Origin of the sequence: Paraburkholderia diazotrophica (assembly GCF_900108945.1) — a bacterium.
GTDB lineage: Bacteria > Pseudomonadota > Gammaproteobacteria > Burkholderiales > Burkholderiaceae > Paraburkholderia > Paraburkholderia diazotrophica.
In genome coordinates, this window is record NZ_FNYE01000005.1 from 1 (window position 1) to 21,232 (window position 21,232).

General features: G+C 62.5%; 20 protein-coding genes, 1 rRNA gene and 1 pseudogene. 13 read left to right on the plus strand and 9 right to left on the minus strand.

Annotation, left to right across the window (positions count from 1 at the left end; translation table 11 throughout):
- Together BMW76_RS08335 and BMW76_RS08340 are read right to left on the minus strand one after the other, a co-directional pair.
- A 16S ribosomal RNA gene (locus BMW76_RS08335) occupies window positions 1-84 on the minus strand; the annotation flags it as partial.
- A gap of 463 nt (window positions 85-547) precedes the next feature.
- Window positions 548-2,215 (minus strand): glycoside hydrolase family protein, encoded by a 1,668-nt coding sequence (locus tag BMW76_RS08340; RefSeq protein WP_245763151.1) that lies wholly within the window; start codon window positions 2,213-2,215, stop codon window positions 548-550.
- A gap of 4 nt (window positions 2,216-2,219) precedes the next feature.
- On the opposite strand from BMW76_RS08340, the gene BMW76_RS41790 reads away from it, so the two are divergent.
- From BMW76_RS41790 to BMW76_RS08365, 6 genes are all read left to right on the plus strand, one after another.
- Window positions 2,220-2,732 (plus strand): hypothetical protein, encoded by a 513-nt coding sequence (locus BMW76_RS41790; RefSeq protein WP_245763152.1) that lies wholly within the window; start codon window positions 2,220-2,222, stop codon window positions 2,730-2,732.
- A 716-nt stretch (window positions 2,733-3,448) separates the two neighbouring features.
- Window positions 3,449-4,495 (plus strand): hypothetical protein, encoded by a 1,047-nt coding sequence (locus BMW76_RS08345; protein ID WP_090864683.1) that lies wholly within the window; start codon window positions 3,449-3,451, stop codon window positions 4,493-4,495.
- Between the two features lie 190 nt (window positions 4,496-4,685).
- Window positions 4,686-6,539, plus strand: a complete 1,854-nt coding sequence (locus BMW76_RS08350; RefSeq protein WP_407668915.1) for a PQQ-binding-like beta-propeller repeat protein — start codon at window positions 4,686-4,688, stop codon at window positions 6,537-6,539.
- Between the two features lie 224 nt (window positions 6,540-6,763).
- Window positions 6,764-7,363 carry a hypothetical protein gene (locus BMW76_RS08355; protein WP_090864684.1) on the plus strand — a complete coding sequence of 200 codons (600 nt, stop codon included), beginning with the start codon at window positions 6,764-6,766 and terminating at the stop codon, window positions 7,361-7,363.
- Window positions 7,364-7,608: 245 nt separating this feature from the next.
- Window positions 7,609-8,592 (plus strand): acrylyl-CoA reductase (NADPH), encoded by a 984-nt coding sequence (gene acuI, locus BMW76_RS08360; RefSeq protein ID WP_281248504.1) that lies wholly within the window; start codon window positions 7,609-7,611, stop codon window positions 8,590-8,592.
- 173 nt (window positions 8,593-8,765) lie between these two features.
- Complete coding sequence (locus tag BMW76_RS08365) at window positions 8,766-9,056, plus strand: hypothetical protein (RefSeq protein ID WP_090864686.1); 291 nt, start codon at window positions 8,766-8,768, stop codon at window positions 9,054-9,056.
- A 127-nt stretch (window positions 9,057-9,183) separates the two neighbouring features.
- On the opposite strand, the gene BMW76_RS08370 is transcribed toward BMW76_RS08365, so the two are convergent.
- Both BMW76_RS08370 and BMW76_RS08375 read right to left on the minus strand, forming a co-directional pair.
- Entirely contained in the window at window positions 9,184-9,726 is a 543-nt protein-coding gene (locus BMW76_RS08370; RefSeq protein ID WP_090864687.1) for a hypothetical protein, read from the minus strand.
- 81 nt (window positions 9,727-9,807) lie between these two features.
- On the minus strand, window positions 9,808-10,485 hold the full coding sequence (locus tag BMW76_RS08375; RefSeq protein ID WP_090864688.1) for a J domain-containing protein: 678 nt from the start codon (window positions 10,483-10,485) through the stop codon (window positions 9,808-9,810).
- 342 nt (window positions 10,486-10,827) lie between these two features.
- Between BMW76_RS08375 and BMW76_RS08380 the strand changes: the two genes are divergently transcribed.
- The 4 genes from BMW76_RS08380 (at window position 10,828) to BMW76_RS08395 (ending at window position 14,837) form a co-directional block, all read left to right on the plus strand.
- The gene (locus tag BMW76_RS08380; protein WP_218162529.1) at window positions 10,828-12,330 is read left to right on the plus strand and encodes an esterase-like activity of phytase family protein; all 1,503 of its coding nucleotides are present in this window, start codon (window positions 10,828-10,830) and stop codon (window positions 12,328-12,330) included.
- A gap of 151 nt (window positions 12,331-12,481) precedes the next feature.
- Window positions 12,482-13,267 carry a Pr6Pr family membrane protein gene (locus BMW76_RS08385; protein WP_090864689.1) on the plus strand — a complete coding sequence of 262 codons (786 nt, stop codon included), beginning with the start codon at window positions 12,482-12,484 and terminating at the stop codon, window positions 13,265-13,267.
- Window positions 13,248-13,553 (plus strand): high-potential iron-sulfur protein, encoded by a 306-nt coding sequence (locus BMW76_RS08390; protein WP_090864690.1) that lies wholly within the window; start codon window positions 13,248-13,250, stop codon window positions 13,551-13,553. Before BMW76_RS08385 ends, BMW76_RS08390 begins: the two co-directional genes overlap by 20 nt.
- A 282-nt stretch (window positions 13,554-13,835) precedes the next feature.
- Window positions 13,836-14,837, plus strand: a complete 1,002-nt coding sequence (locus tag BMW76_RS08395) for a porin (RefSeq protein WP_090864691.1) — start codon at window positions 13,836-13,838, stop codon at window positions 14,835-14,837.
- A 407-nt stretch (window positions 14,838-15,244) separates the two neighbouring features.
- On the opposite strand, the pseudogene BMW76_RS08405 reads toward BMW76_RS08395, so the two are convergent.
- The 4 genes and pseudogenes from BMW76_RS08405 to BMW76_RS08420 all read right to left on the minus strand — a co-directional run bounded on the left by BMW76_RS08405 (window position 15,245) and on the right by BMW76_RS08420 (window position 18,306).
- Window positions 15,245-16,107, minus strand: a pseudogene (locus BMW76_RS08405) (hypothetical protein).
- A 112-nt stretch (window positions 16,108-16,219) separates the two neighbouring features.
- Window positions 16,220-16,480 carry a hypothetical protein gene (locus BMW76_RS08410; protein ID WP_090864692.1) on the minus strand — a complete coding sequence of 87 codons (261 nt, stop codon included), beginning with the start codon at window positions 16,478-16,480 and terminating at the stop codon, window positions 16,220-16,222.
- A 306-nt stretch (window positions 16,481-16,786) separates the two neighbouring features.
- Window positions 16,787-16,999: a hypothetical protein gene (locus BMW76_RS08415; protein WP_090864693.1), complete on the minus strand. Its 213-nt coding sequence runs from the start codon at window positions 16,997-16,999 to the stop codon at window positions 16,787-16,789.
- A 458-nt stretch (window positions 17,000-17,457) separates the two neighbouring features.
- On the minus strand, window positions 17,458-18,306 hold the full coding sequence (locus BMW76_RS08420) for a mechanosensitive ion channel family protein (RefSeq protein WP_090864694.1): 849 nt from the start codon (window positions 18,304-18,306) through the stop codon (window positions 17,458-17,460).
- Between the two features lie 258 nt (window positions 18,307-18,564).
- On the opposite strand from BMW76_RS08420, the gene BMW76_RS08425 reads away from it, so the two are divergent.
- Window positions 18,565-19,869 (plus strand): MFS transporter, encoded by a 1,305-nt coding sequence (locus BMW76_RS08425; protein ID WP_245763154.1) that lies wholly within the window; start codon window positions 18,565-18,567, stop codon window positions 19,867-19,869.
- Window positions 19,870-20,025: 156 nt separating this feature from the next.
- On the plus strand, window positions 20,026-20,463 hold the full coding sequence (locus tag BMW76_RS08430) for a hypothetical protein (RefSeq protein WP_407668924.1): 438 nt from the start codon (window positions 20,026-20,028) through the stop codon (window positions 20,461-20,463).
- Window positions 20,464-20,517: 54 nt separating this feature from the next.
- Here the strand turns inward: BMW76_RS08430 and BMW76_RS08435 are convergent, their stop codons facing one another.
- A complete protein-coding gene (locus tag BMW76_RS08435) occupies window positions 20,518-20,748 on the minus strand; it encodes a hypothetical protein (protein WP_090864695.1) in 231 nt (76 codons plus the stop codon).
- Window positions 20,749-20,868: 120 nt separating this feature from the next.
- On the opposite strand from BMW76_RS08435, the gene BMW76_RS08440 reads away from it, so the two are divergent.
- Window positions 20,869-21,054, plus strand: coding sequence for a hypothetical protein (locus tag BMW76_RS08440; protein WP_090864696.1), 186 nt, complete (start codon window positions 20,869-20,871; stop codon window positions 21,052-21,054).
- The last annotated feature ends 178 nt before the right edge of the window (window positions 21,055-21,232 follow it).

Genomic DNA, 21,232 nt, shown 5'->3' on the forward strand with positions numbered 1-21,232 from the left:
CCGAAGCCCGCGCTGCCGTCCGACTTGCATGTGTAAGGCATGCCGCCAGCGTTCAATCTGAGCCAGGATCAAACTCTTCAGTTCAAACCTGTTACTGTTTTCGGTTCTGTTACGAACCGGTCGCTCACTCAAAATCACTGACAGATGGTCCGACCGGGTTTCTCAACCCCATCGGACCTTCCTCAATTTCTTTCTGTGTGAGACTCGATTACTTTCGCTATCGGTGATTCCGGAGAACCACCGTGCGCTCGCCATCGAGCACCCACATCTGTCGGCTGTTAGTTTTTAAAGAACACCGCTAAAAGCTGCTGCTTTTTCGCGTCCCCGTCGTTTGGAGAGGCCGAATTATGCGGGGCCCCATAGGGCCTGTCAAGCGCTTATTTTGTGGCGCCTTAAAAAATTTCAGCGCCCCTTTCTTAGGGCACACCACACTCTCCTCGCATTTACGAAACGCAGACGAAAAAACGCGCGGGACAACCGCGCGTTTTTCACATGTACTGCCGATACTGCAAGCAGGCTAAAGCGGGCCGCCTGCACACGGCATCAATCAGGAGCCGACGTAACCCGGCGGCGGATTCACGTTGCTCTTAAGGACACTCGCATTGTTCGACACTACATAGACAGGTGCTTCCGTGAGGTTCAGCTTCAACGTGCCGTCCGTGTAGTTCATGGTCATCGGGTTGCCCATCATGTCGATTACCTTGACCGTACCGCTCGTACCCGGTGCATCCACGACGAGGTTGTATGCGGCGCTATAGGTCGAACTGAAGCCTGCACTCGCATTCCACACGTTATTGCTGTGCGTCCACAAAGCGGTGATCAGGGAACCATTGTTGACCTGCTGGAACGAGTACGCATAGACACCCGACGGTGTGTTCTTAACCGGACCGAGCGTGTTCGTGCCGTCGAGGATACGCGTCATCGCGCTCATCACCATCGCGGCCGGCTTCGGACTGATGTTAGTCGCGCCAAATGAGCCTTGAGCATTCGACAGATCGAAGAACGTGCCGTATCCCACTTCATCCGGATAGTCCGCACCGTAGAACACGTACGAAACGTCCGCGCCTTCGCCGAGCAGGATGATGTGCGTGCGTGCCACCACTGCGCCCTGCGCAAACAGAACGTTACCCGTCGGATAGTTCGCGCTGTATGACGAGCCGAGGTCATAGCTGATGCCGACTTCCGTCTGATACAGCTTCATGCCCGAGCGGTACTGGTTGAGCATCGTCGTGCGCAGCGTGCGTATCGAGTTGTTCAGCGCATTCGCGGCAGTTGCCGGATCAGGATCGGTCGCCAGGCGTTCAGGCGGATGCGAAGGAGAAGTGCCCGCATCGTAGTAGCCGTGTGTCGCGACACCGTCGATGTACTTGCCAAATCCAAGCGACGCAATACGTTGCAGCCGTTCGTTCGTGAGACTCGGGAACGCATCCGTCGGCCCCATTACGAATGCGTTCGGGTCGGTCGAGTGAATGCCCTGATAGGCGGCCTTGTACATCGCGACAAAGTTCGCGTCGCTATCGGCCCAGCCCAGGCTCGGCTCCCACGTCACCTGATAGAAGTTTGCAGACTGCTTCGGGAAGTACTTCTGCCGGATCGTGTTCGATTCGGTGCCGACCCGGCTCATGTAGTTCTGCAGATACGACATGTCCTTCGGCAACATGGTGAAGTCCTGGAACGCACTCGTCGTAGATGCCCAGCCCGGCACACCATCGAGACGGATGAGGCGCATCACGTTGCCCGTCGTATAGAACGAATTCAGGTTGCTAGCCGACGGATTGAAGGTATTCGGACCGTTCGGCTCCATCGTCGACATCTCGCGGTCATCGATCGTTTGCGTGATGCCGAGGCCAGCAAGCACCGCTGCGCGGTCGTTCTCACCCTGCATGCCAAAGCGGTGCTGCTCCTGCTTCGTATATGTGACGGCGGGCACGACACTCGACAGGTCGGGGATCACGCCAAACGTCGCGATGCCCGTGGGACGTGTACCCGCTTGCGGCAGACCACCACCCGCCGTCTTCAGGCTTGCAGACACTGCGAAATAACCCGCGAGCGTCGACTTGCATGTGAGCGTCGTTTGCGACGCGCCGCTCGGCACATCGAAGCTCCCGCTTGCCGCGACCCGACCCGTTGTATCGGTAATCGACCAGTTGAGGGTATCCGCATTGCCCGCATTTGTCGTAAATGCGAGCGGAAAGTCCGCTCCTGACGCGAACATTCGCGTGCCATCGCTGCTCGGCGTGTCCGCGGAAATCGGCGTACCGCCCGTTGTTGCTCCCGCCTTAACGGGCGACGCGCAACTGATGCTCCCCACCGTATTACCGTTGGCCGTCGCATTGGCCGCGGAAGTTCCGGGCTGCCGGGAAACGCTGTTCGTCGATGCACTCGTCGAGCCCGCGCTTGTGGAAGATGGGTTCGTGGAAGCCGCGTCGTTGCCGCCGCCACCGCCGCCACAGCCCGCGAGAAGAATTGCTATTGAAGAGAAAACAAGAAGGGAATTGACTTTCATGAAGTGCGAATGGGCAATCGAAATCCGTCCGAAAACGGCTGGCAAAAATGCCCGAATTCAGACGCTGGATTTCGAAGTTGGCTTTCTTGCACGCAGAGTCGTTATTACTTCGACGACTACGGGGTGCGGCGGGGTGCCGGTAATTTCGAGCGACGCATTTCCTGCATACCCGCCGCTTCTTTCCGCGCGAGTGAGGCCGTGCTCAACCGGTTGCAACCAGATGTAACCGCAAAGGCGGAGTCCGTTATTGCAGACGATCAGGTATTACGAACACAATACCGTGTGGCGTTTCAACCAGAACGCCCGCCCAGTATGCCCACCAATCGTCCGACGAAATCACCGCAATATCGAGGTCAGCTTGCGACGCCCGAATGCTACCGAATGGAAGCGTTTCCGTCTGCCGAAACCGAGTAACGCTTTGTAACGTATGAAGATTTACCAGCTCAGTTTGCACGTATGCATCAACGCGGTGATAAGGGACACATTAATGCGCGCACTCCCACCACGGCGGTGCGGTTCAATTTACCTAACGCTTTCAGAAACCTGTAAGCACGGTCTATCATTGGCGCAAAAGCACTAGCGCATTTATCGCCATTTATTTCTGATTTTTTAAAGCTCGCCATCACCTCGGCACTTAATTTCGCCGCGATTTTCCATTCGCCGATTTAGCCGAATTAATCTTCACATCTATTCTTCAGCAGAAAGCCGCGCAATTCGTCGCGACGACCGCATGAATTCCATTCCTTCACGCGCAAACAACATTTTTTGAAACCAATTGCGTACTTTCATTGACCTATTGATCAAGGTGACACATATTGCTCAGAGACCATTGCGATCACGCGAGACATGCATCGCGTCGTGACGTGGCCACGTCCTGCACACAATGGTTGCCAACGAGAAGAATGTGCGATGCCGTCCGCAATGCCGGCATGGGAGTCCACCATGGACACGATTCGCAAGCGTCCTGCGATGCCGCACGAGCAATGCGACAAGACGCCGGAGACAAATCTTGTGGTGAAGCGCGACCTTCCTGCGCGGCCACTCGACCTGCTATTTCCCCTCGACGCTTCAGCCCCCGACATTCCCACATCGCCGTCATCCGACGCGACGCGTGCCCCGAACTCCACGCCGTCGCCGCTCTTGCGGCGTATCACACCGAAACCGCGCCGCCTTGCTGCCCCGGCGTCAGTGGGTACGCCGGACTGGAGTCTGAGCGCTGGCGCAGCCGTTGTGCTGCTGGGCTTTGCGATTGCGTTCGGGACATACGTGACGTTGACGCAACGTGACGCCATGCAAAGCCGTTTGCGCCGCATCGTGAGCCAGAATGAACTGCGGGCAGCTTCACATCACGATCGCCCGACGATTGGAGAACGCACTCAGGAGCTCGCGCGTACCCTGCGCGAGCAGATCGAAGCGCTGCGCAGTCTCGATGTCGCGGATGCTGCCGCAATTGCAGGCACGGCCGCCATCCCGACCGCCAACGCGCACAGCAGCACGCTCGCGAGCAGCGCGCCGAGCCTGCCACCCCGATCAGCGCCGCCCGCCTCCAACAAAACATCGGCAAGCCAGATCGCCGCAAAACCGCTTGCACCTCCGTTGCCTCAACCTGCGCCCCGCGCACGTCAGGCTGCAAGCACCGAGCCAACGCGCGCACGCGTCGTAGCAACAACAACGCCACGCGATCACAAGGTGAGTGCGAACCCAGCTAAGCCAGCTAGCTCCGAGTGCGGGGCACGCTCGCCATGTGTCGAGACGACGGCACAAAGCTCGCGCAAGCCCGTCAAGACAACTACGACAACGACGGCAGCGCCGCAGCAGGACGTCAAGGCTCACACTGCCGCCGTGCGAAGTGTGGCGGCAAAGGCGCCTGCGGCACCTGTGCCGCACACGGCACCTCCTCTCCCCACCGTGCAGGCCTATGAGCAGCCCGATACGGGCCCTGCCGTGCCTGCCGTCAACGACACCAGACAGCTCTTTCGCCAGCACTAGATCGTGTCGAGCGCGGCCACACATCCACGCGATCGACAAACAATTGCACACTTCTGGCGGAAATAGACGAAGCGATGTCGTCCCATCCCGTGCCGACGTTCTTAACATGGAAGGATTGGCCGCGCCGCGAAGAAGAAGAGCGCGCCATGCCACTGTGCGGGGGCGCTCATCCGGGCGCGAGGAGACTGGCATGCAGCCATTGCATTCAGTATCGCGAGATCACGCGCGCCGTTGTTCATCGCAACCGCCCTGCACGCTCAGCTGTCTTGGCAAGACCACTGCCGCGTTGACACTCGCGCTCCTCTTCACCGCGTGCGGCAATGGCTCGTCGAGCAGCGACAGCACGAACAATTCCAGCACAACGGGCAGTTCGGGATCGGGATCAACCTCGGGTTCGGGTTCAAGCTCAGGCTCGGGTCCAGGTTCGAGCTCGGGCTCCGGATCAGCGTCGGGTTCAGGCAACGGCACATCCGGCACTGCCTCCAGCTCGGGCAACAATACGACGGGCACCGCGACCCCATCATCGTCCACCGTCGCGCTCGCCACCGACGTGCTGATGCATCACAACGATCTCGCGCGCACCGGGCAAATGCTCGCCGAAACGACACTCACGCTGTCCAACGTCAATTCGGCGTTGTTCGGCAAAGTCGCGTTTCTCGCCGCCGATGGCAAGGTCGACGGTCAACCGTTGTCGGTGACGAGCCTGTCGATCAACGGAACGACTCACAACGTGATCTATGTCGTCAGCGAACACAACAGCGTCTATGCGTATGACGCGGACAACCAGGCGCTGCTGTGGCAAGTGTCGTTGACGGGTGCGAACGAAACACCCAGTGACGATCGCGGCTGCGGCGACATCACGCCCGAAATCGGCATTACATCGACGCCCGTCATCGATCGCAATCGCGGACCGCACGGCGTGCTGTATGCCGTCGCGATGACGAAGGATGCGAGCGGCGGCATTCATCATCGCCTGCATGCACTCGACCTCGCCAATGGCGCCGAGCTGTTCGGCGGCCCGAGCGAAATAGCCGCGACTTATCCCGGCACGGGCGGCAACAGTGTCAACGGCGTGCTCACGTTCGATCCGTCGCTGCATACCGAGCGCGCGGCCCTCACGCTCGTCAACGGAAACATCTATATGGGGTGGACGGCGCATTGCATGGCCGGCCCATACACGGGCTGGATCATGAGCTACAGCGCCGACACCCTGAAGCAGACGGGTGTCGTCAACATCGCGCCGAACGGCCATCAGGGCTCGGTCTGGATGGCGGGTTCGGGCATGGCGTCGGATGGCGCCTCGATCTATGTGGTCGACGGCAACGGCACGTTCGGTACGACGCTCGACGCAAACGGATTCCCAGTCGACAGCAATTTCGGCGACTCGTTCATGAAGCTCTCGACGAGTCCGCTCAAAATCACCGACTACTTCGCGCCGCTCGACGTCGTGCAGCTCGCGAACAACGACAACGACTTCGGCTCTGGCGGTGCGATGCTGCTGCCCGATCAGAAGACGGCCGACGGCAGCGTCAAGCATCTCGCCGTGGCGGCAGGCAAGGACAACAAGATCTATGTCGTCGACCGCGACTCGATGGGCAAGTTCAGTCCCACGTCGAACAACATCTGGCAGGTGCTCACGGGAACGCTCGCGGGCGGCATATGGGGCTCGCCTGCCTATTTCAACGGCACCGTGTACTTCGGCGGCCTGAACGACAGCATCAAGGCACTGCCCGTCACGAATGCGATGCTAGCGGCGACTGCCGCATCGAAGAGCCCGACGACATTCGCCTATCCGGGCACCGTCCCGGCGATCTCGGCGAACGGAACCTCGAACGCGATCCTGTGGGCCGCCGAAAACGGCACTACGGGCGCGCTGCACGCATACGATGCAACCAATCTCGCCCGCGAGCTCTATAACAGTAATCAGGCCGGCACGCGCGACCAGTGGGGCGCAGGCAACAAGTTCATCACGCCGATGATCTCGCGCGGCAAGGTCTATGTCGGCGCGACGAATGGCGTCGCCGTGTTCGGGCTGCGGCAATGATCACACTGTGACGTATAACGCGCTGCAGCACGGAAATTGGCGAGGAATGGCGTGCTTCTGGCGTGCCTCGCCGCTGCAACGCGATATGCTGGAATAGCAACCCTTCCGGCTTGCGATGGCCTGACGGCCGCTTGCCATGGCTCACAACGTGGCTTCACGCGCATTTCGCGCCGCGAATCCGCGCCGACAAGATATCAATACTTCGCCAGGGAGTCCGCTCGCCCATGAGACGCTTCACCCATGCAGCAACCGCGCTGCTCTTCATCAGTAGCGCATCCGTCGCGCAGCAGCCGATGACCGTTCCCGGACGCAGCCAGAGCCCGGGACAACAGGCCATCGATACGGCCGCGTGCTACGGCGACGCAAACAAGACGACGCACGTGAACATGGCGCATGAGTCGCAACGTCCGCCGCCGCCCAACCAGGCGGCGCAGACGGCGCCGCGTGCCATCGTTGCGCCTGCTCCCGTCAATCCGCCTCTGCCTGGCGCCATGGGGGCATCGGGCGCATCGGCGGCGGTGGCCGCTTCGGCCGCGTCCGCACCCGTCGTTGCGAGCGGCGCGACGGCAGCAAGTGGCGCCCACGTCGCAAGCGCAGCAAGCGCGGCGAGCGGCGCGCCGCCCACGACGATCGCGGCGGCGTCGGGTGCATCGGGCGCCGCAGCGGCATCCGGCGCAGAAGCCGCATCGGGCGCCAGCACGCCGATGCCGGCATCGCCGTCGCTGGCCGAGATGCCGCCACCGCCGCCACCCGAACCACCGATGGTTCGCTATTGGGCCGCTTACTCGAAGTGCATGCAGCAGCGCGGCTACTACACGCGCTAGCGCGCCGGCACAAACGGCGCGGCCTCATCGATTCGACAAAACGCAGACGGCACGCATGGCGCGCAGAACGCATGTGTGCCGTTCGCATTTCTCCATCGACGGATCACGCATTTCATCTCTACGCAGCAATAGCTTTATGCATCGTTTAAGGATGCGATGCGCACGCGGTATCGGGAGCGCAGTCAAAAAACCGGCATTGGCCTAGACTTATACGCACCCGATAACTCGCGAACTCAACGGACGGAATCATGAAAGGGATACTGATCGAGAAGCAGGACAGCGGCAGCCGCGCGTCCGTCACGACAATCGACGAAGCAGCTCTGCCTGCTGGCGATGTGACCGTGCGCGTCGAATGGTCGACGCTCAACTACAAGGACGCGCTCGCGATCACGGGACGCTCGCCCGTCGTGCGCAGCTTTCCGATGGTGCCGGGCATCGACTTCGCGGGCGTCGTCGAATCGAGCGAGCATGCGTACTGGAAAGCCGGCGACCAGGTGATCCTGAACGGCTACGGTGTCGGCGAAAAATATTGGGGCGGTCTTGCGCAACGTGCGCGCGTGAACGGCGACTGGCTCGTGCGCACACCCGCTCCGCTGACGTCGCGCGATGCGATGGCCGTCGGCACGGCAGGCTACACCGCGATGCTGTGCGTACTCGCGCTCGAACGTCACGGTGTAACGCCCGACCAGGGCAAGGTGCTCGTCACGGGCGCGGCGGGCGGCGTCGGCAGCGTCGCGATCATGCTGCTCGCGAAGCGAGGCTATCAGGTGATCGCGTCGACGGGCCGGCCGAACGAAGCAGCCTATCTGCATGAACTGGGCGCACAGGAGATCGTCGATCGCGCGGAACTGTCCTCACCCGGCAAACCGCTCGCGAAGGAACGCTGGGTTGCTGCGATCGATGCCGTCGGCAGTCACACACTCGCGAATGCGTGTGCCGGCACTGCGTATGGCGGCATCGTCGCGGCATGCGGGCTCGCGCAAGGCATGGACTTCCCCGCGTCCGTCGCGCCCTTCATTCTGCGCGGCGTGACGCTGGCGGGCATCGACAGCGTGATGGCGCCGCGCGCGCGCCGCGTCGACGCATGGCAACGTATCGCACAGGACCTGAACCCCGAACGCCTTGCATCGATGGTCAAGGAGATCGGGCTCGACGAAGCCCTCGCGGTCGCGCCCGATATGCTCGACGGCAAGGTGCGCGGGCGCCTCGTGGTCGATGTCAACCGATAGTGCGCGAATCTTGAGCGAACCTTCTTCGAGTCATGTCCGGATCATGCGCGAGCATCAAGGCGCGTCGTAACCCCACGTTACTTTTCTCGCAGCGCTGTAGCACCTGTGTCGTCCCTGCGCCCCTAGACTGAAGCCGTACTCAGTCACGCGCAACGATGCGCAGGGAGCAAACAATGAAAAAGGTGATGCTTGGTGCAGCTATCGGTCTGACGATGCTGGCAGCTTCGGCGGCCGCCTCCGCACATGTCGATGTGGCCGTCGGCCTGGGCGTGCCGGGTGTGGTCGTGCCGGCTCAACCCGTGTACGCTGCGCCCGCCCCCGTCGCAGTCGGCTATGTCGATGACGACTGGCGCGCGCGCCGTGCATGGCGTGAGCATGAATGGCGCGAACATGAATGGCGTCGCCATGAAGCGTGGCGCGAGCACGAATGGCGCGAGCGTCGACGCGAGCGCTGGGGCTACTGATCGCACACGCTGAACACGTCATACGCTGCCGCCTCGCTCGCAGTCGACACACGATCGGCTGCAGCGAGGCGGAGTTTTTTGAAGCGTCTAGCGTTCTTTCAGATAAAAAGCGTGAGCACGGCCCGCATCACACGCCCGGCTTCCACGGCCACGACGGATACAAACGGCCATTGCTCTCGACGCTCTCGCGCTGCGGCTCGTCCTGCGCTTTGGCGCGCTCGACGTCGGCTGCATCGGCTGCATCGGCAGAGGGCACATCTGCATCTGCGGACTCGAATGTCTGCGCGGCCGGCTCCGCACGTTCAGGCAACGCATCGCCGAACCATTCGACTTCACGCTTCATCGCATCGACATAAGTCCGCCAGCCCGAAGCATTGTCCGCGAACAGATTGTCGCGCACGGCGAGCGCGAGCTGCGCATAATCGACCTGCTCTTCGAGCAGTTGCGCAGGCCACGCGGCAAATGATGCGCTTGCCTGCTTCGCGAAGTCCGCTGCCTTTGTCTCGGGCGATACGGCTGCGAGCCATGCGTGTGTCGCAAGATTCGCGTGAGCGTCCAACAGATCGCGCACCGTGTGGCGCGTTGCACCGACGGCGAGTGCCGCATCAATTGCATGCAGCGCGTCGCCGAGATGCAGCAGCAACGCGCGTCGTTCAAAAGCGTCTTTCATCGAAACATGTCCGTGCGTAAGTCCATCACACCATTCTAGAGAGTGCGGGACGCAAAACCAGCATGGCGCGCAAGCAGCACGTCAGGAGCGAACGCCAAAAAAGCCCTGCCAGAGCGAATCGAAAAGATTCCCCGCGCGCGCTTCGTGCGAAGGTTTATCGTGCCTGGCCGCAGCGGCTTGAGTTTGAGATGGCGAGCGCGCGGCCTGTTCGGCAGGCTCGGGCGCAATATCGGCGTCGGCCTCGTTGGACGAGTGGTCCGCATCGGCGGTCGGGTCCGCATTTGCGGTTTGCTCGTCATGCTCCGCGCGCCGCGACTCCTGCAGTGCCCACACGCTGTCGGCGATACGCTGCGCCACATCGGCATTGCAATTGCGGCCGAGCAGCACGCCGAACAGCACGTCGCGGTTGTGGCCTTCGTCGGCAAAGCGCATCGCGACGCCGACCATCTGCGCATACTCCGCCTGCGCGGCGGCCTGCGCCTTGCGCGCGCGCTCCGCCTCCTTCTCCTGCTGACGCTTGTGCAGCGCCTCCCAGCGCCGCATTTCCTGCTCATAGACCGAGTCGTAGACCTTGCGCTGGTTTTCGTCGGAGAGAAGCGCGTATGCGTCCTTGATCTCCTGGAACGTTGCGCGCGCGGCGTCTTCGTGGCCGGCGTTGCGGTCGGGATGCCACTTCATCGCGGCCTTCCGGTACGCCCGTTTGATCTCTTCCAAGGTGGCGTCTTGAGACACGCCAAGCTTCGCGTAAAGGGTTGCCATGTCGCGTTGGATTCACGGTTTGCAGTAGACGGTCGCGTTCATCCTAGCACGCGACGATCGGGCCCGAGATCGGCGAGCGGCAACGGACTGCGTCGCGCTTTCATGCACGGGCAGACTGATTGCGCGCGCATCGATGACGGATGCTCGTGCGAATGTGCGCCAACGCACATTGCGCGCGGCCTGCGAGCACCCACCGTCATATGTTCGACACACGCGTCACGCACCATCGGCCCTCGGTAATGAACAGGTAACCAACCTTGCGTCCGGGTTGCATTCCCCGCTTTCACCGTTCGCACTCCCGGCGCTGCCCTCGTCACGTTGCTCCTTTCAAGGAACATTTCCGTGCTGCGCTCACGACTCTTCGTCCGCACCATGCTTGGTGCCATCGCATCGCTCGCGGCGCTTGCCGCTGCCCCCGCCGCTCACGCCACCGTCGATCTGATCGCCATCGGCAAACTGGACGGCAATCTCGTCGACAAGTCGAAAGACACGGCTGGCAAGCTCGAAAACGGTGCGCCCGGCAACCTGCTCGGCGGCATGGGCTCGGGCATCGGCTACGCAGGCTGTCACACGTTCCTCGCCGTGCCGGATCGCGGGCCGAATGCGATTCCGTATAACGCGGCCATCGACGACACCGCTTCGTACATCAATCGCTTCCAGACGCTGCGCCTGCATCTGAAAGAAGCGCCGAAGGGTTCGTCGCTGCCCTTCACGCTGACGCCGAAGCTCCTCGATACGACGCTGCTGCACACGTCCGATCGTCTCGTCTATGGCACGGGCGCCGCTTACGGCGTGCCGAACGGCGCACCGAAACTCAACAGCCAGAACCATACGAACTACTTCACAGGCCGCTCGGACAACTTCGATCCCGCGCACCTGTCGACCTATCCGCTCGACGCCCGCTTCGATCCCGAAAGCATCCGCGTCGCGAACGATGGCGACAGCGTGTTCATCTCCGATGAGTACGGCCCCTATGTCTACCGCTTCGACCGCAAGAGCGGCCGCCGCATCGCGACGTACAAGCTGCCCGACACGTTCGCCGTATCGACGCTCTCGCCCGTCGGCAACGACGAGATCAGCATGAACACGTCGGGACGCGTCGCGAACAAGGGCATGGAAGGCCTCGCGATTTCGCCCGACGGCACGACGCTCTTCGGCGCGATGCAAAGCCCGCTGATCCAGGACGGCGGCACGAATGGCGCGTACACGCGCATCGTGAAGATCGATATCCGCACGGGCCGCACGACGCAGTACGCGTACCCGCTCACGAACATCGGCTCGACGGCCAAGCCGAAGTACCCGACGATCAGCGACGTGCTCGCCATCAACGATCATGAGTTGCTGATGGACGAGCGCGACGGCAAGGGCCTCGGCGACGATTCGACGGCCGCGTTCAAGCAGGTCTTCCGCATCGATCTGACGGGCGCGCAGGACGTGGGTCAGACGAGCAGCCAGAGCGGCCTCGCGCCCTATGCGCTGAAGAAGACCCTGTTCCTCGATGTCGTCGCGGCGCTGACGTCGCATGGCTACAAGCCGACCGACATTCCGGCAAAGCTCGAAGGCCTCGCGTTCGGCCCGGACGTGACGGTGGGCGGCGTGAAAAAGCACACGCTCTTCATCGCGAACGACAACGACTTCCTCGCGACCGTCACCGATACGAATCACCCGTCGGGCATCGAGAATCCGAATCAGTTCTTCGTGTTCGCCATCGATCGCGCCGATCTGCCCCACTATGTCGCGCAGCGTCTGCCGGGCGTATCGAACGACGACCATGGCCGCGGTGAAATGTGCGGCCGCGATGACGATGACGACCAGGGTCAGGACCATGACGGCCACGGTCACTAACCACGGTCTCTAGCCACTGACATCACGGGTTCCTGCGTCCCCTGACGGACGTTGAGATGAGCCGGCCGCGGCGATCCGCATGCCGGCTCTCTTTTTGCCCTCGACAAAGCGAGCCTCTGCGCGCGCCGCTTCACGCGTATAGAATCGACGCATGAAGAAGCCCGCATCCCCAGGCTCGCCGTCCGTCGTCGTTGCAGCGGCCGAGCCCGAACTGCCGCTCTCTGCGCCGAGCGTCGCCTCGGTTGCGCTGGCCGCGTCGATCGCGCTGATCGCATGGTGCGCGTTCGCCGCGCAAACGGACATCACCGTGCATCGCATGCTCACGCGCGGCTTCGGCGTGATCGATGGCATCGAGCGGCTCACCAGTTATCTGACTAATCTGACGATCTTCGCGTGCGCGCTCTGCTTCACGTGCGTCGGATTCTTCAACCTGCGCAGCCGCGTGCCCTTCGCCCCCTTCGTGGGATTCTTCCGCAAGCCGACCGTCGTGACGGCCGTGACCGTGTATATCGTGTTCGTCGGCATCGCGTACAACGTGTTGCTGCGCCATACCTGGACGCCGTCGGGCTGGCGCGTGCTGCTCAACGAAAGCCTGCATACGATCGTGCCTGTGCTCGCCGCGCTGTACTGGCTGCTGTTCGTGCCGCGCTTTCATCTGACGCTGCGCCATCTGTTGTGGTGGCTCGTCTATCCGCTCGGCTATCTCGCGCTGACGATGCTGCGCGGCGCGTTCTCCGACTTCTATCCGTATCCGTTCATCGATGTCGGCGAGCTCGGCTACGAACGCGTGATGATCAACGCGAGCCTGCTCGTGCTCGCCTTCCTGACGCTGATGGCCGTGTTCGTCGCCATCAATCATCGACGGCCCATGCCGTCGATATCGCCCGCACCCGTTCCTCACCCAGCAGAGAACCATCATGACAACGACCCGGCGTGAGTTCATCGTAGCTGCGGCTAGCCTGTGCGCGGCGCTCGCCGCAAGCCGCAACGCCCGCGCGGACGAGAAGCTGAGCGAATCCGATCCGGCCGCGAAGGCGGTCGGCTACGTCGCCGTCGCAGCGAAAGTCGACAAGGCGCGCTTCCCGAACTACAAGGCAGGACAGACGTGCAGCAACTGTTCGCTCTTTCAAGGCAATCCGACGGATGCATGGGGCGGCTGCACGCTCTTCGGCACGAAGCAGGTGGCAGGTGGAGGCTGGTGCAGTTCCTATACCAACATGTAGCGGACATGTAGCGCCGCTTTCTCGCGTGAGACTGCATGCGTCGCGCGCGTCCCCGTTGGGTTAGTCCCCGTTCGGTTAGTATTCGCACGTACCTGCTGTTGTACGCGTGAGCGGCCTGCTCGTCGACGGCATTCCGCCCGATATCGGCGGCACGATAGCGTCGCAACTTCATAAAAAGTTCTGCCGATGCCCGCGTCTGTCACGTCATGTTGTCCGTCGCGCCGTTTTCGGGCGCGCTTACCGCATGGGCTGTGCTCGTTCGGGTCGAGCGCAATCAGCGTCATGTTCAGCTTCGCGCTCTTCGTCGCGCCCGGTCTCGCGACATCTGCCTGCGCGCAAGGCTCCGTCACGCTGTACGGTCTCATCGACACCAGCATCGAAGTGACGAATCCCGGCAGCGGCTACGTTGCGCGCATGGACTCCGGCGCCTGGCGCGGCACGCGCGTCGGGCTGCGCGGCAGCGAGCCGCTCGGCGACGGCAATAGCCTGATTTTCACGCTCGAGAACGGCTTCGATTCATCGAGCGGCGAGTTCTCCGTGCCGGCCAGCATCTTCAACCGGCAGGCATGGATCGGCGCGCACGGCGCATGGGGCGAGTTGCGCCTCGGGCGCCAGTACTCGCCGATCTATATTCCATTCAAAGGGCAACTCGATGCATTCGGCGCGGGCACGATCGCATCGGGGCTGAACAACCTGTCGAAGATCACGCCGTACACCGACAACGCGCTGGCCTACCTGTCGCCGACCATCTGGGGATTCAGCGCGACGGGCATGTATGCACTGCGCGATCCCGCCGACGGCAACGGCATCGGCGGGTATTACGTGACGGCCGACTGGGCGCTCGGCCCCATGAAGTTCCTTTACGCGCATCAGCAGACGCATGGCAGCGGCGCGCTACGCGCGAACTTCGCGGGCGCTTCGTACCAGTGGGGCACGTTGACAGGCTATCTCGCGTACTTCAACGGCGACGGCGGCACGCCCCGCTATCACGACGATGGCCTGTCGTTGTCCGCGTTGTGGCAGATCACCCCGCAGGCCAGCGCGTCGCTCGGCTATGCGCATGCGCGCGATCGCAGCGGCGGCAACAACGATGCCGACCAGTTCAGCATCATGTTCGACTACCAGGTGTCGAAGACGCTGTCACTGTATCTGAGCGCCGCCGACCTGGAGAATCGCGGCGAGGCCACATTCACGCTGCGCGGCGTCAATGTGGTGGGCTTGCCCGTCGCCTATCCGGGCGCGCCTGTACGCGGAGTGCAGGTCGGGATAATCGAGCGGTTCTAGCGCGGTGCAGTATCCTGCATTGAACTATCGTGCCTTCTGCCATCGTGCCTTCTGCCGCTACTCGCGGTAGATGGCACATGCATTGCGGATTTCGTCGGTGTGTCGAACTGCACTCGCGAGAACTGCATGATGAACTTGCACCAGACTGCTTTCCCTTTTTTTGTTTATCCCGTCAATCAGCGGCTGCATACGCCGACGCCACCCGAGGTCGATCCCGATCCGGCGCCGGACGACGATCCCGATCCCGGTCCCGACTCACCGCCCATTCCCGAGCGCGAGCCTGACCCTGTGCCACCCGCCGAGGAGCCGCCCGCGGGCGATCCACCCAAGCGCGAGCCACCGATGCACGCAGGCCGTCCAAAGCCCCGCCGCGCCCGAGCCATGCAAGCGGCGTGCGCCGCCGCGCGTCAAAGCTGCGGATCGAACAGCGACACGAGCCGGTCAACGACTTTCTCCGTTGACGGCCGCCGCTTGCAGTCGTCGAGCGTCACGCGCCTGGACTTCGCGAGATCGTCGGCGAAGATCTGCGTCTGACGACGCGCGAACGCTTCATCGTAGAGATTGAGATTCGCCTCGTCATTGAGCTTGAATCCATGCAATACATTGCCCGTCGCCTTGATTTAGTTGCCCACGAAGACAGCGTGCATATGACCGACAACGGGGCTCGTGATGCGGAAATACGTGTCACGCCAGTGCATCTCGTTCTGTGCACGTGCCGTCCACTCCCGCGCGATGCCGACACCGCGCGTAAAGCGGATGCGTCCGTCGATTACATGACGGCAGCTTGCGGTGCGTGCTGCCGTTCATGCGACCAAGCCCGGTCCGGTGCGGCTCGTGGAACTGGACCACTTCCGCACCTGCGTCATCGAGCATGCGCAGATAGCGCTTGTTCATCTTCTGCGAGCCGACCCAGGCGAGCAGCGCATGCACTGAAATGCCTGCACGCGCCTTCTCCGAAACGCGACCGCGATCCGCTCGCCGATTGCGCCGACCAGCAGATGAAGGTTTCGAACGTGATGGTCTTCCGTGCACTCGCGATGCCTTCGAGCATCGAAGGAAAGATCTCGTCGCCGTTGAGCGGCACATCGAAGCGGGTTGCCCGATACAACAAGCGGACCGGGCAACAGGCCCATCGAGCGGATGAACTGAGAATCGTGGCTGCGTACAGACGTTCGACCTTGTGCTCGATCTTCTTTTCGCCTGTCGAGAGATTGGCGAGCACAAGCACGACCACGGGTGTGACGACGACTGTGAGCGGTATCGTCAGCATGCGCCGCGTTCAGCGGTGTTCAGGCTTTGGGAGACGCGCGCCGAAGAGCAAAGCTGTAACGGCGCGCACGAGAAGATGCATGCGAGTGCGCTGGAGATGCACTGCGAGTGCACTACCAGTCCGGATTGTTCACTTCCTGGCGATAACCATATAGGTTGTTCAGCAGGCGATACGGGCGTCCGCTTTCCTGCATTGCTTCGCGCCAGCCGCATAGCGTCGCTAGCGAATCGGTGTGCAGCACCGCATAGGGCTTGCTGGCCACGCCGCCGGTTGCCGTGCCTGGAAATAGTTCGATCGCGTCGTCGTCGACCGTGAGCAGCATGCGTATGTCCGCCTGCAGAATCTGCATTTCATACTGGGAAGCAGGTGTCATGGCGCGTCTCCTTGGTGCGTCAGATTTGTTCTGGACCGTGGGATGCCGACCTGCTGAATCGACGGGCTGGCGAAGACGGTTTTCGAAGAATCAGGCTTCACACCGCTTGCGACGGACGAAGCCTAGTCTGTACTTGCAAGCAAACGACATTCCCAATGCACGTTCAAGACGGCGGGCGGGTGACGCGAGACGGCCGGTCGGCGCCTTGAAAAAAGCACCAACGGAGGGAGTGAAAATTACGCGCCGCTGCTCGCTGGCCTCGGCGGAGAGGCGCGCCAGCGTGTCGCGGGGATCAACATCGAGAAGTCAGTCGAGGGGAAGCTGATCGCAGGCGTTGGTAGTCGTCGATGCGCAGATGAACGAGTAGTCGCCGCTCCAGCGCACGGCAGTGGCACTGGCGTGCACGGCGTCCTGGAAATCGGGCGACGTTTCCCACGCGATATAGCCGGAACACAGCACAGCGGACATCACGACCAATGAGAAGGCAATCTTTTCAAAAACCTGAAAACGGGGCGGCATGGCATCTCTTCCTTAGACGCCGCATTTTACCTCAGTGTCAGGGTTTTTACCTAGATCGATCGCGGCTTCGCAACATGCTCTTGCTCGTCAGCGTGCCGACGCGCCCGCCGTCGCCCGAGATCATGCACCAGCAGCGCTCTGGTGTGCATGACGTTGAATGCCTCCATGCACTGCTGGCTAACCGGCCATCAGCTATCGGCGAAGCAGCGCATGACGTGGAGTGCATGCGCCAGTAAGCGGGGCAATCTTCTACGACTGGAACGAACGGATTGACCGGATTTTTTTATCCGGTGCATGCGGACGAGATACCGCTTCCGAAGAGGCAATCAGGGTGAAGTCGGCTGCATTTGCATCGCAATGCAGCATGTGACGACGCTCACGACGGCAGTCGAATGCCGAGATGCATTAAAGGCTATGCAGCGCAGCGATGTGCGCACCACGCGTAAGCCCCTGTCGATTCATGCATGCGCCCATGCTTGCCGGCTCTTCGTGGCCGGCTGCCGCGCCAACTTGAAGCCCGCTTCTTCCAGCACGGCTCGCGAGCGCTCGCGCAGATCCTCCGCGGCCAGTTGCGCGTCGGCTCCGCTCACCCAGACGGCGATATGCAGCGCCGCGCCGCCGCCCCGCGGATAGTCCGATGCCGTGACCATCGGCGCGAGCGTCGTGCCGCCGAGCACACGGGGATCGTCGGCGATCAGCTTTTTCAGCGCATCGATGGCGCCCGCCACGTCCTGGCGCTGAGCAATCCCGACCTCCGCTTCGATGCGCTGCGTCCCGCCGCTGGAGTAATTGATGACGGGATTGCTCCAGATCTGGCTGTTCGGTACGAAGACGGCGTTGCCGTCGCTGCGTTCGATGCGCGTCGTGAAGAGACCCACTTCGCGCACGATGCCCGCCGTCGCGCCCGTGCCTTCGATCAGATCCCCGGTACGAAACGGCCGCAGCAAAAGCAACATAATGCCGGCTGCAATATTTTGCAGCGTGCCCTGCAATGCGAGGCCGATGGCGAGGCCGGCCGCGCCGAGCACGGCCAGTACGCTCGCCGTCGCGACGCCGACTTCGCTCAGCGCCGCGAACAGCACGAGCACGCGCACGGCCCAGGCGCCGATCGCATTGATCATCGGCGCGAGCGTGGGGTCCGCACGCGTGCGGGCCAGCCCTTTCGACAGCAGCGAGCCAGTTCGGTTAGACACCCACCAGCCGACGATCAGGATCAGGATTGCCACCGCCGCATGCATCAGATCATGCGTGAGTGTGACGATCAGCGAGGGTTGCAGGTGAAACACGCGAGTGAGCAAATCATCCATGGTTGCATTGCAGTTCGATGGGAATTGGACGCGACGCCAAATGCGGCGCAAGAAGGGCAACGTCGGAGCAAGGGGGACCGACGCCATCCGGCACGAAACGGCAAGCGAGAGCGGCTTGCTCTACACTGGCGGCCCGACAATGCCCTGGCTCGACACAGCGTTGCGTCGAGCTTCTTTCAACTGCGCGTGCAAATGCGGTGCCTGATACCCGCGCACGCATACGACGGCCCGTTATCTGGGACGTCCATTCATTTATTGATGAAACCACCACCCGCCGGCAACAACGGGCAGGAGACCTTCGACACACTCGTCGGCGAAACCCGTCGCGAACCTGAGATCAGCCTGCCGCGTCAGACGCCGTTCCAGCGTTTCTGGTGCACGCGCGTGCTGTCGTCGCTGTCATTCCAGATGCTGGCCGTCGCGATGGGCTGGCATATCTATGCGCTCACGCATAGCGCGTTCGCGCTCGGCCTCGTCGGGCTCGCGCAGTTTCTGCCGATGTTCGTGCTGACGCTCGTCGTCGGCCAGGTCGCGGATCGTTACGACCGGCGGCGCATCGCGGCCATCTGCCAGGGACTCGAATGTGCAGCCGCCGCCCTGTTCGCGTGGAGCACGTTCGGCGGCTGGATCAGCGCGCCCGTGATCTATGGGCTTGCCGCATGCGTCGGCGCAGCGCGCGCGTTCGAATCCCCGGCCGTCGCGTCGCTGTTGCCGGGCGTCGTGCCGCGCGCTCAGCTGTCGCAGGCGACGGCCTGGGCGACGTCCGCGAACCAGGCCGCGCAGATCGGCGGGCCGGCGCTTGGCGGGCTGCTCTACGGCATCGGCCCCGGCGCGGCGTATCTCGCGTGCACGTTGTCGTTCGCGCTCGCGTCCGCTGCCGTCAGCACGATTCCGCTGCGCACGAAGCCCGTGCCGCGCGCGCCCGTCACGCTCGAATCGGTGTTCTCCGGCGTGCGCTTCATCCGCAGCCAGCCGGTCATCCTCGGCGCGCTGTCGCTCGATCTGTTCGCCGTGCTGTTCGGCGGCGCAACAGCGCTGCTGCCGATCTTCGCGCGCGACGTGCTGCATACCGGACCACTCGGGCTCGGCCTGCTGCGCTCGGCGTCGGCCGTCGGCGCGCTCGGCGGCACGATCTGGCTCGCGCATTTTCCGCTGCGCAAGCGGCCGGGCGCGGCGATGTTCGGCGGTGTGATCGCATTCGGCATCGCGACGCTCGTGTTCGGGCTGTCGCATTCGTTCATCGTGTCGCTGATGGCGCTGATGGCGCTCGGCGCATCGGATGTGATCAGCGTGGTCGTGCGCCTGTCGCTCGTGCAGTTGCGCACGCCCGACGACATGCTCGGCCGCGTGAGCGCCGTCAATTCGCTGTTCATCGGCACGTCGAATCAGCTCGGCGAGTTCGAGTCCGGTGTGACTGCCGGATGGTGGGGCGCGCAGGCCGCTGTGCTCGTCGGCGGCTGCGCGACCATTGCGATCGCGCTGCTGTGGATGCGGCTTTTCCCCGAATTGCGCCGCACGTGCACGCTTGAACGCGAAGAACACGGCGGTGCTGCGGACGCATGATACGGATGCATATCTATCGGTGCGGATGATGCGGGCAATCGGGCGCGTCGATTGCGTATTCGCTGGACAGATCGGCTGCAAAAGAACAGTGCGGTCATCCATCCCGACGCCAACGCCAAGGAGACGCAGATGCGCCACACGCAACGCCACCATCGAATGTCCGCGCTTCGTCGAATCAGCACGACCGCAGTCATTGCGATCACCGCGCTGGGTCCGCTAACCGTCCGCGCCGACGATGCGCCCAATCCTTGCGCTGCACTCAAGCGTATCGTCGCGGCCGCGCCGACGGGATTTTCGCAACTGACGCCCGACGACGGCAAAGGCGTCGCGCAGCCATACGGCAACGACGCACAATGCGGCACGACAAAAGGCACTTACGAATGCATGTGGACGCCGACGGGAGGCGCGGGATCGAGCACGACAGCCTTGCAGGCCGTCGCCGCTGACATCGCGTCGTGCCTGCCCGACGCGACGCACGACGTAAACTCGCCGGCGCGTCAGCACTTCTACATCGGCCCACGCGACGCGCGCACGCAGATCACCGCGATGCCCGCCGGCGCGAGCAGGCTGAAACTGATCGTGTCCGGCAAGTAGCGCGGCATCCGCGCGGCGCGATCACGCGGCCGCGCTATCGCGCATGATCGAGCACTATTGTGTGCGATACCAGACGCGAATGCCCGAATACCAGTGGCTCACGCTCGTATCGTCGCCGGAGCCGAACGTCGACAGGCTTTCGACGTTGATCACATCGATGTCGTGCTCGGCAATCCACGCATTCGCGCGATCGACGAGCGCGGCTGCGTTTTCGTACACGTGCCCTCGAATCACGTGGCGTTGCATGACTTGCCGTTCGAAATCCTGGAACGCGATCTTGCTCATGTGTCGTCTCCGCTGGTCAGGCTGTTCTTGATGTAGCGCCCTCGCGAAAGAGTCTAGCAACGGCGGGACGGGAGCGGCAATTGCTTGATGGAAAGCGGCTATTGTCAAAGGGAGCGTCTCATGAGCAACGAAAAGCAACGCACGGGCACCACGAGTCCCGGCAGCGACGTCGAACATCCGAAGCACCCTGTCCACAGCGATAACGAAAAGAGCAAGATGCCCGAGCGCGACGACGACGCCCGCAAGCAGTCGCCTTCCGATCGTCCGGGCAAAAAGCCGGGCGAAGGCGAGCCGTCCGTCGGCTGAAGCAAAAGCACGCGTCGAAAGCCGTTCGCTGCAAAAATGCCGCAGCCTGCGCGCGATGCAGCACGATCGCTTGAGTGCAATCCGCGCATTGTCCTGCGACGCAGACGCATTTTTGGCGGAATTATTTCTGGTTATTTTTTCGTCGCCTTCATCTACTTTGCTCCCAGCAGCGAAACGC

Bases quoted from the DNA above. Each gene is read 5' to 3' on its own strand.
- BMW76_RS08375 (WP_090864688.1), bottom strand. From the start codon at position 10,485: ATGGCAACCCTTTACGCGAAGCTTGGCGTGTCTCAAGACGCCACCTTG.
- BMW76_RS08355 (WP_090864684.1), top strand. From the start codon at position 6,764: ATGAGACGCTTCACCCATGCAGCAACCGCGCTGCTCTTCATCAGTAGC.
- BMW76_RS08430 (WP_407668924.1), top strand. From the start codon at position 20,026: ATGTCCGCGCTTCGTCGAATCAGCACGACCGCAGTCATTGCGATCACC.
- BMW76_RS08395 (WP_090864691.1), top strand. From the start codon at position 13,836: ATGTTCAGCTTCGCGCTCTTCGTCGCGCCCGGTCTCGCGACATCTGCC.
- BMW76_RS08345 (WP_090864683.1), top strand. From the start codon at position 3,449: ATGGACACGATTCGCAAGCGTCCTGCGATGCCGCACGAGCAATGCGAC.
- BMW76_RS08350 (WP_407668915.1), top strand. From the start codon at position 4,686: ATGCAGCCATTGCATTCAGTATCGCGAGATCACGCGCGCCGTTGTTCA.
- BMW76_RS08435 (WP_090864695.1), bottom strand. From the start codon at position 20,748: ATGAGCAAGATCGCGTTCCAGGATTTCGAACGGCAAGTCATGCAACGC.
- BMW76_RS08365 (WP_090864686.1), top strand. From the start codon at position 8,766: ATGAAAAAGGTGATGCTTGGTGCAGCTATCGGTCTGACGATGCTGGCA.
- BMW76_RS08385 (WP_090864689.1), top strand. From the start codon at position 12,482: ATGAAGAAGCCCGCATCCCCAGGCTCGCCGTCCGTCGTCGTTGCAGCG.
- BMW76_RS08340 (WP_245763151.1), bottom strand. From the start codon at position 2,215: ATGTTCGCGTCAGGAGCGGACTTTCCGCTCGCATTTACGACAAATGCG.
- BMW76_RS08420 (WP_090864694.1), bottom strand. From the start codon at position 18,306: ATGGATGATTTGCTCACTCGCGTGTTTCACCTGCAACCCTCGCTGATC.
- BMW76_RS08415 (WP_090864693.1), bottom strand. From the start codon at position 16,999: ATGCCGCCCCGTTTTCAGGTTTTTGAAAAGATTGCCTTCTCATTGGTC.
- BMW76_RS08410 (WP_090864692.1), bottom strand. From the start codon at position 16,480: ATGACACCTGCTTCCCAGTATGAAATGCAGATTCTGCAGGCGGACATA.
- BMW76_RS08425 (WP_245763154.1), top strand. From the start codon at position 18,565: ATGAAACCACCACCCGCCGGCAACAACGGGCAGGAGACCTTCGACACA.
- BMW76_RS08440 (WP_090864696.1), top strand. From the start codon at position 20,869: ATGAGCAACGAAAAGCAACGCACGGGCACCACGAGTCCCGGCAGCGAC.
- BMW76_RS08390 (WP_090864690.1), top strand. From the start codon at position 13,248: ATGACAACGACCCGGCGTGAGTTCATCGTAGCTGCGGCTAGCCTGTGC.
- BMW76_RS08370 (WP_090864687.1), bottom strand. From the start codon at position 9,726: ATGAAAGACGCTTTTGAACGACGCGCGTTGCTGCTGCATCTCGGCGAC.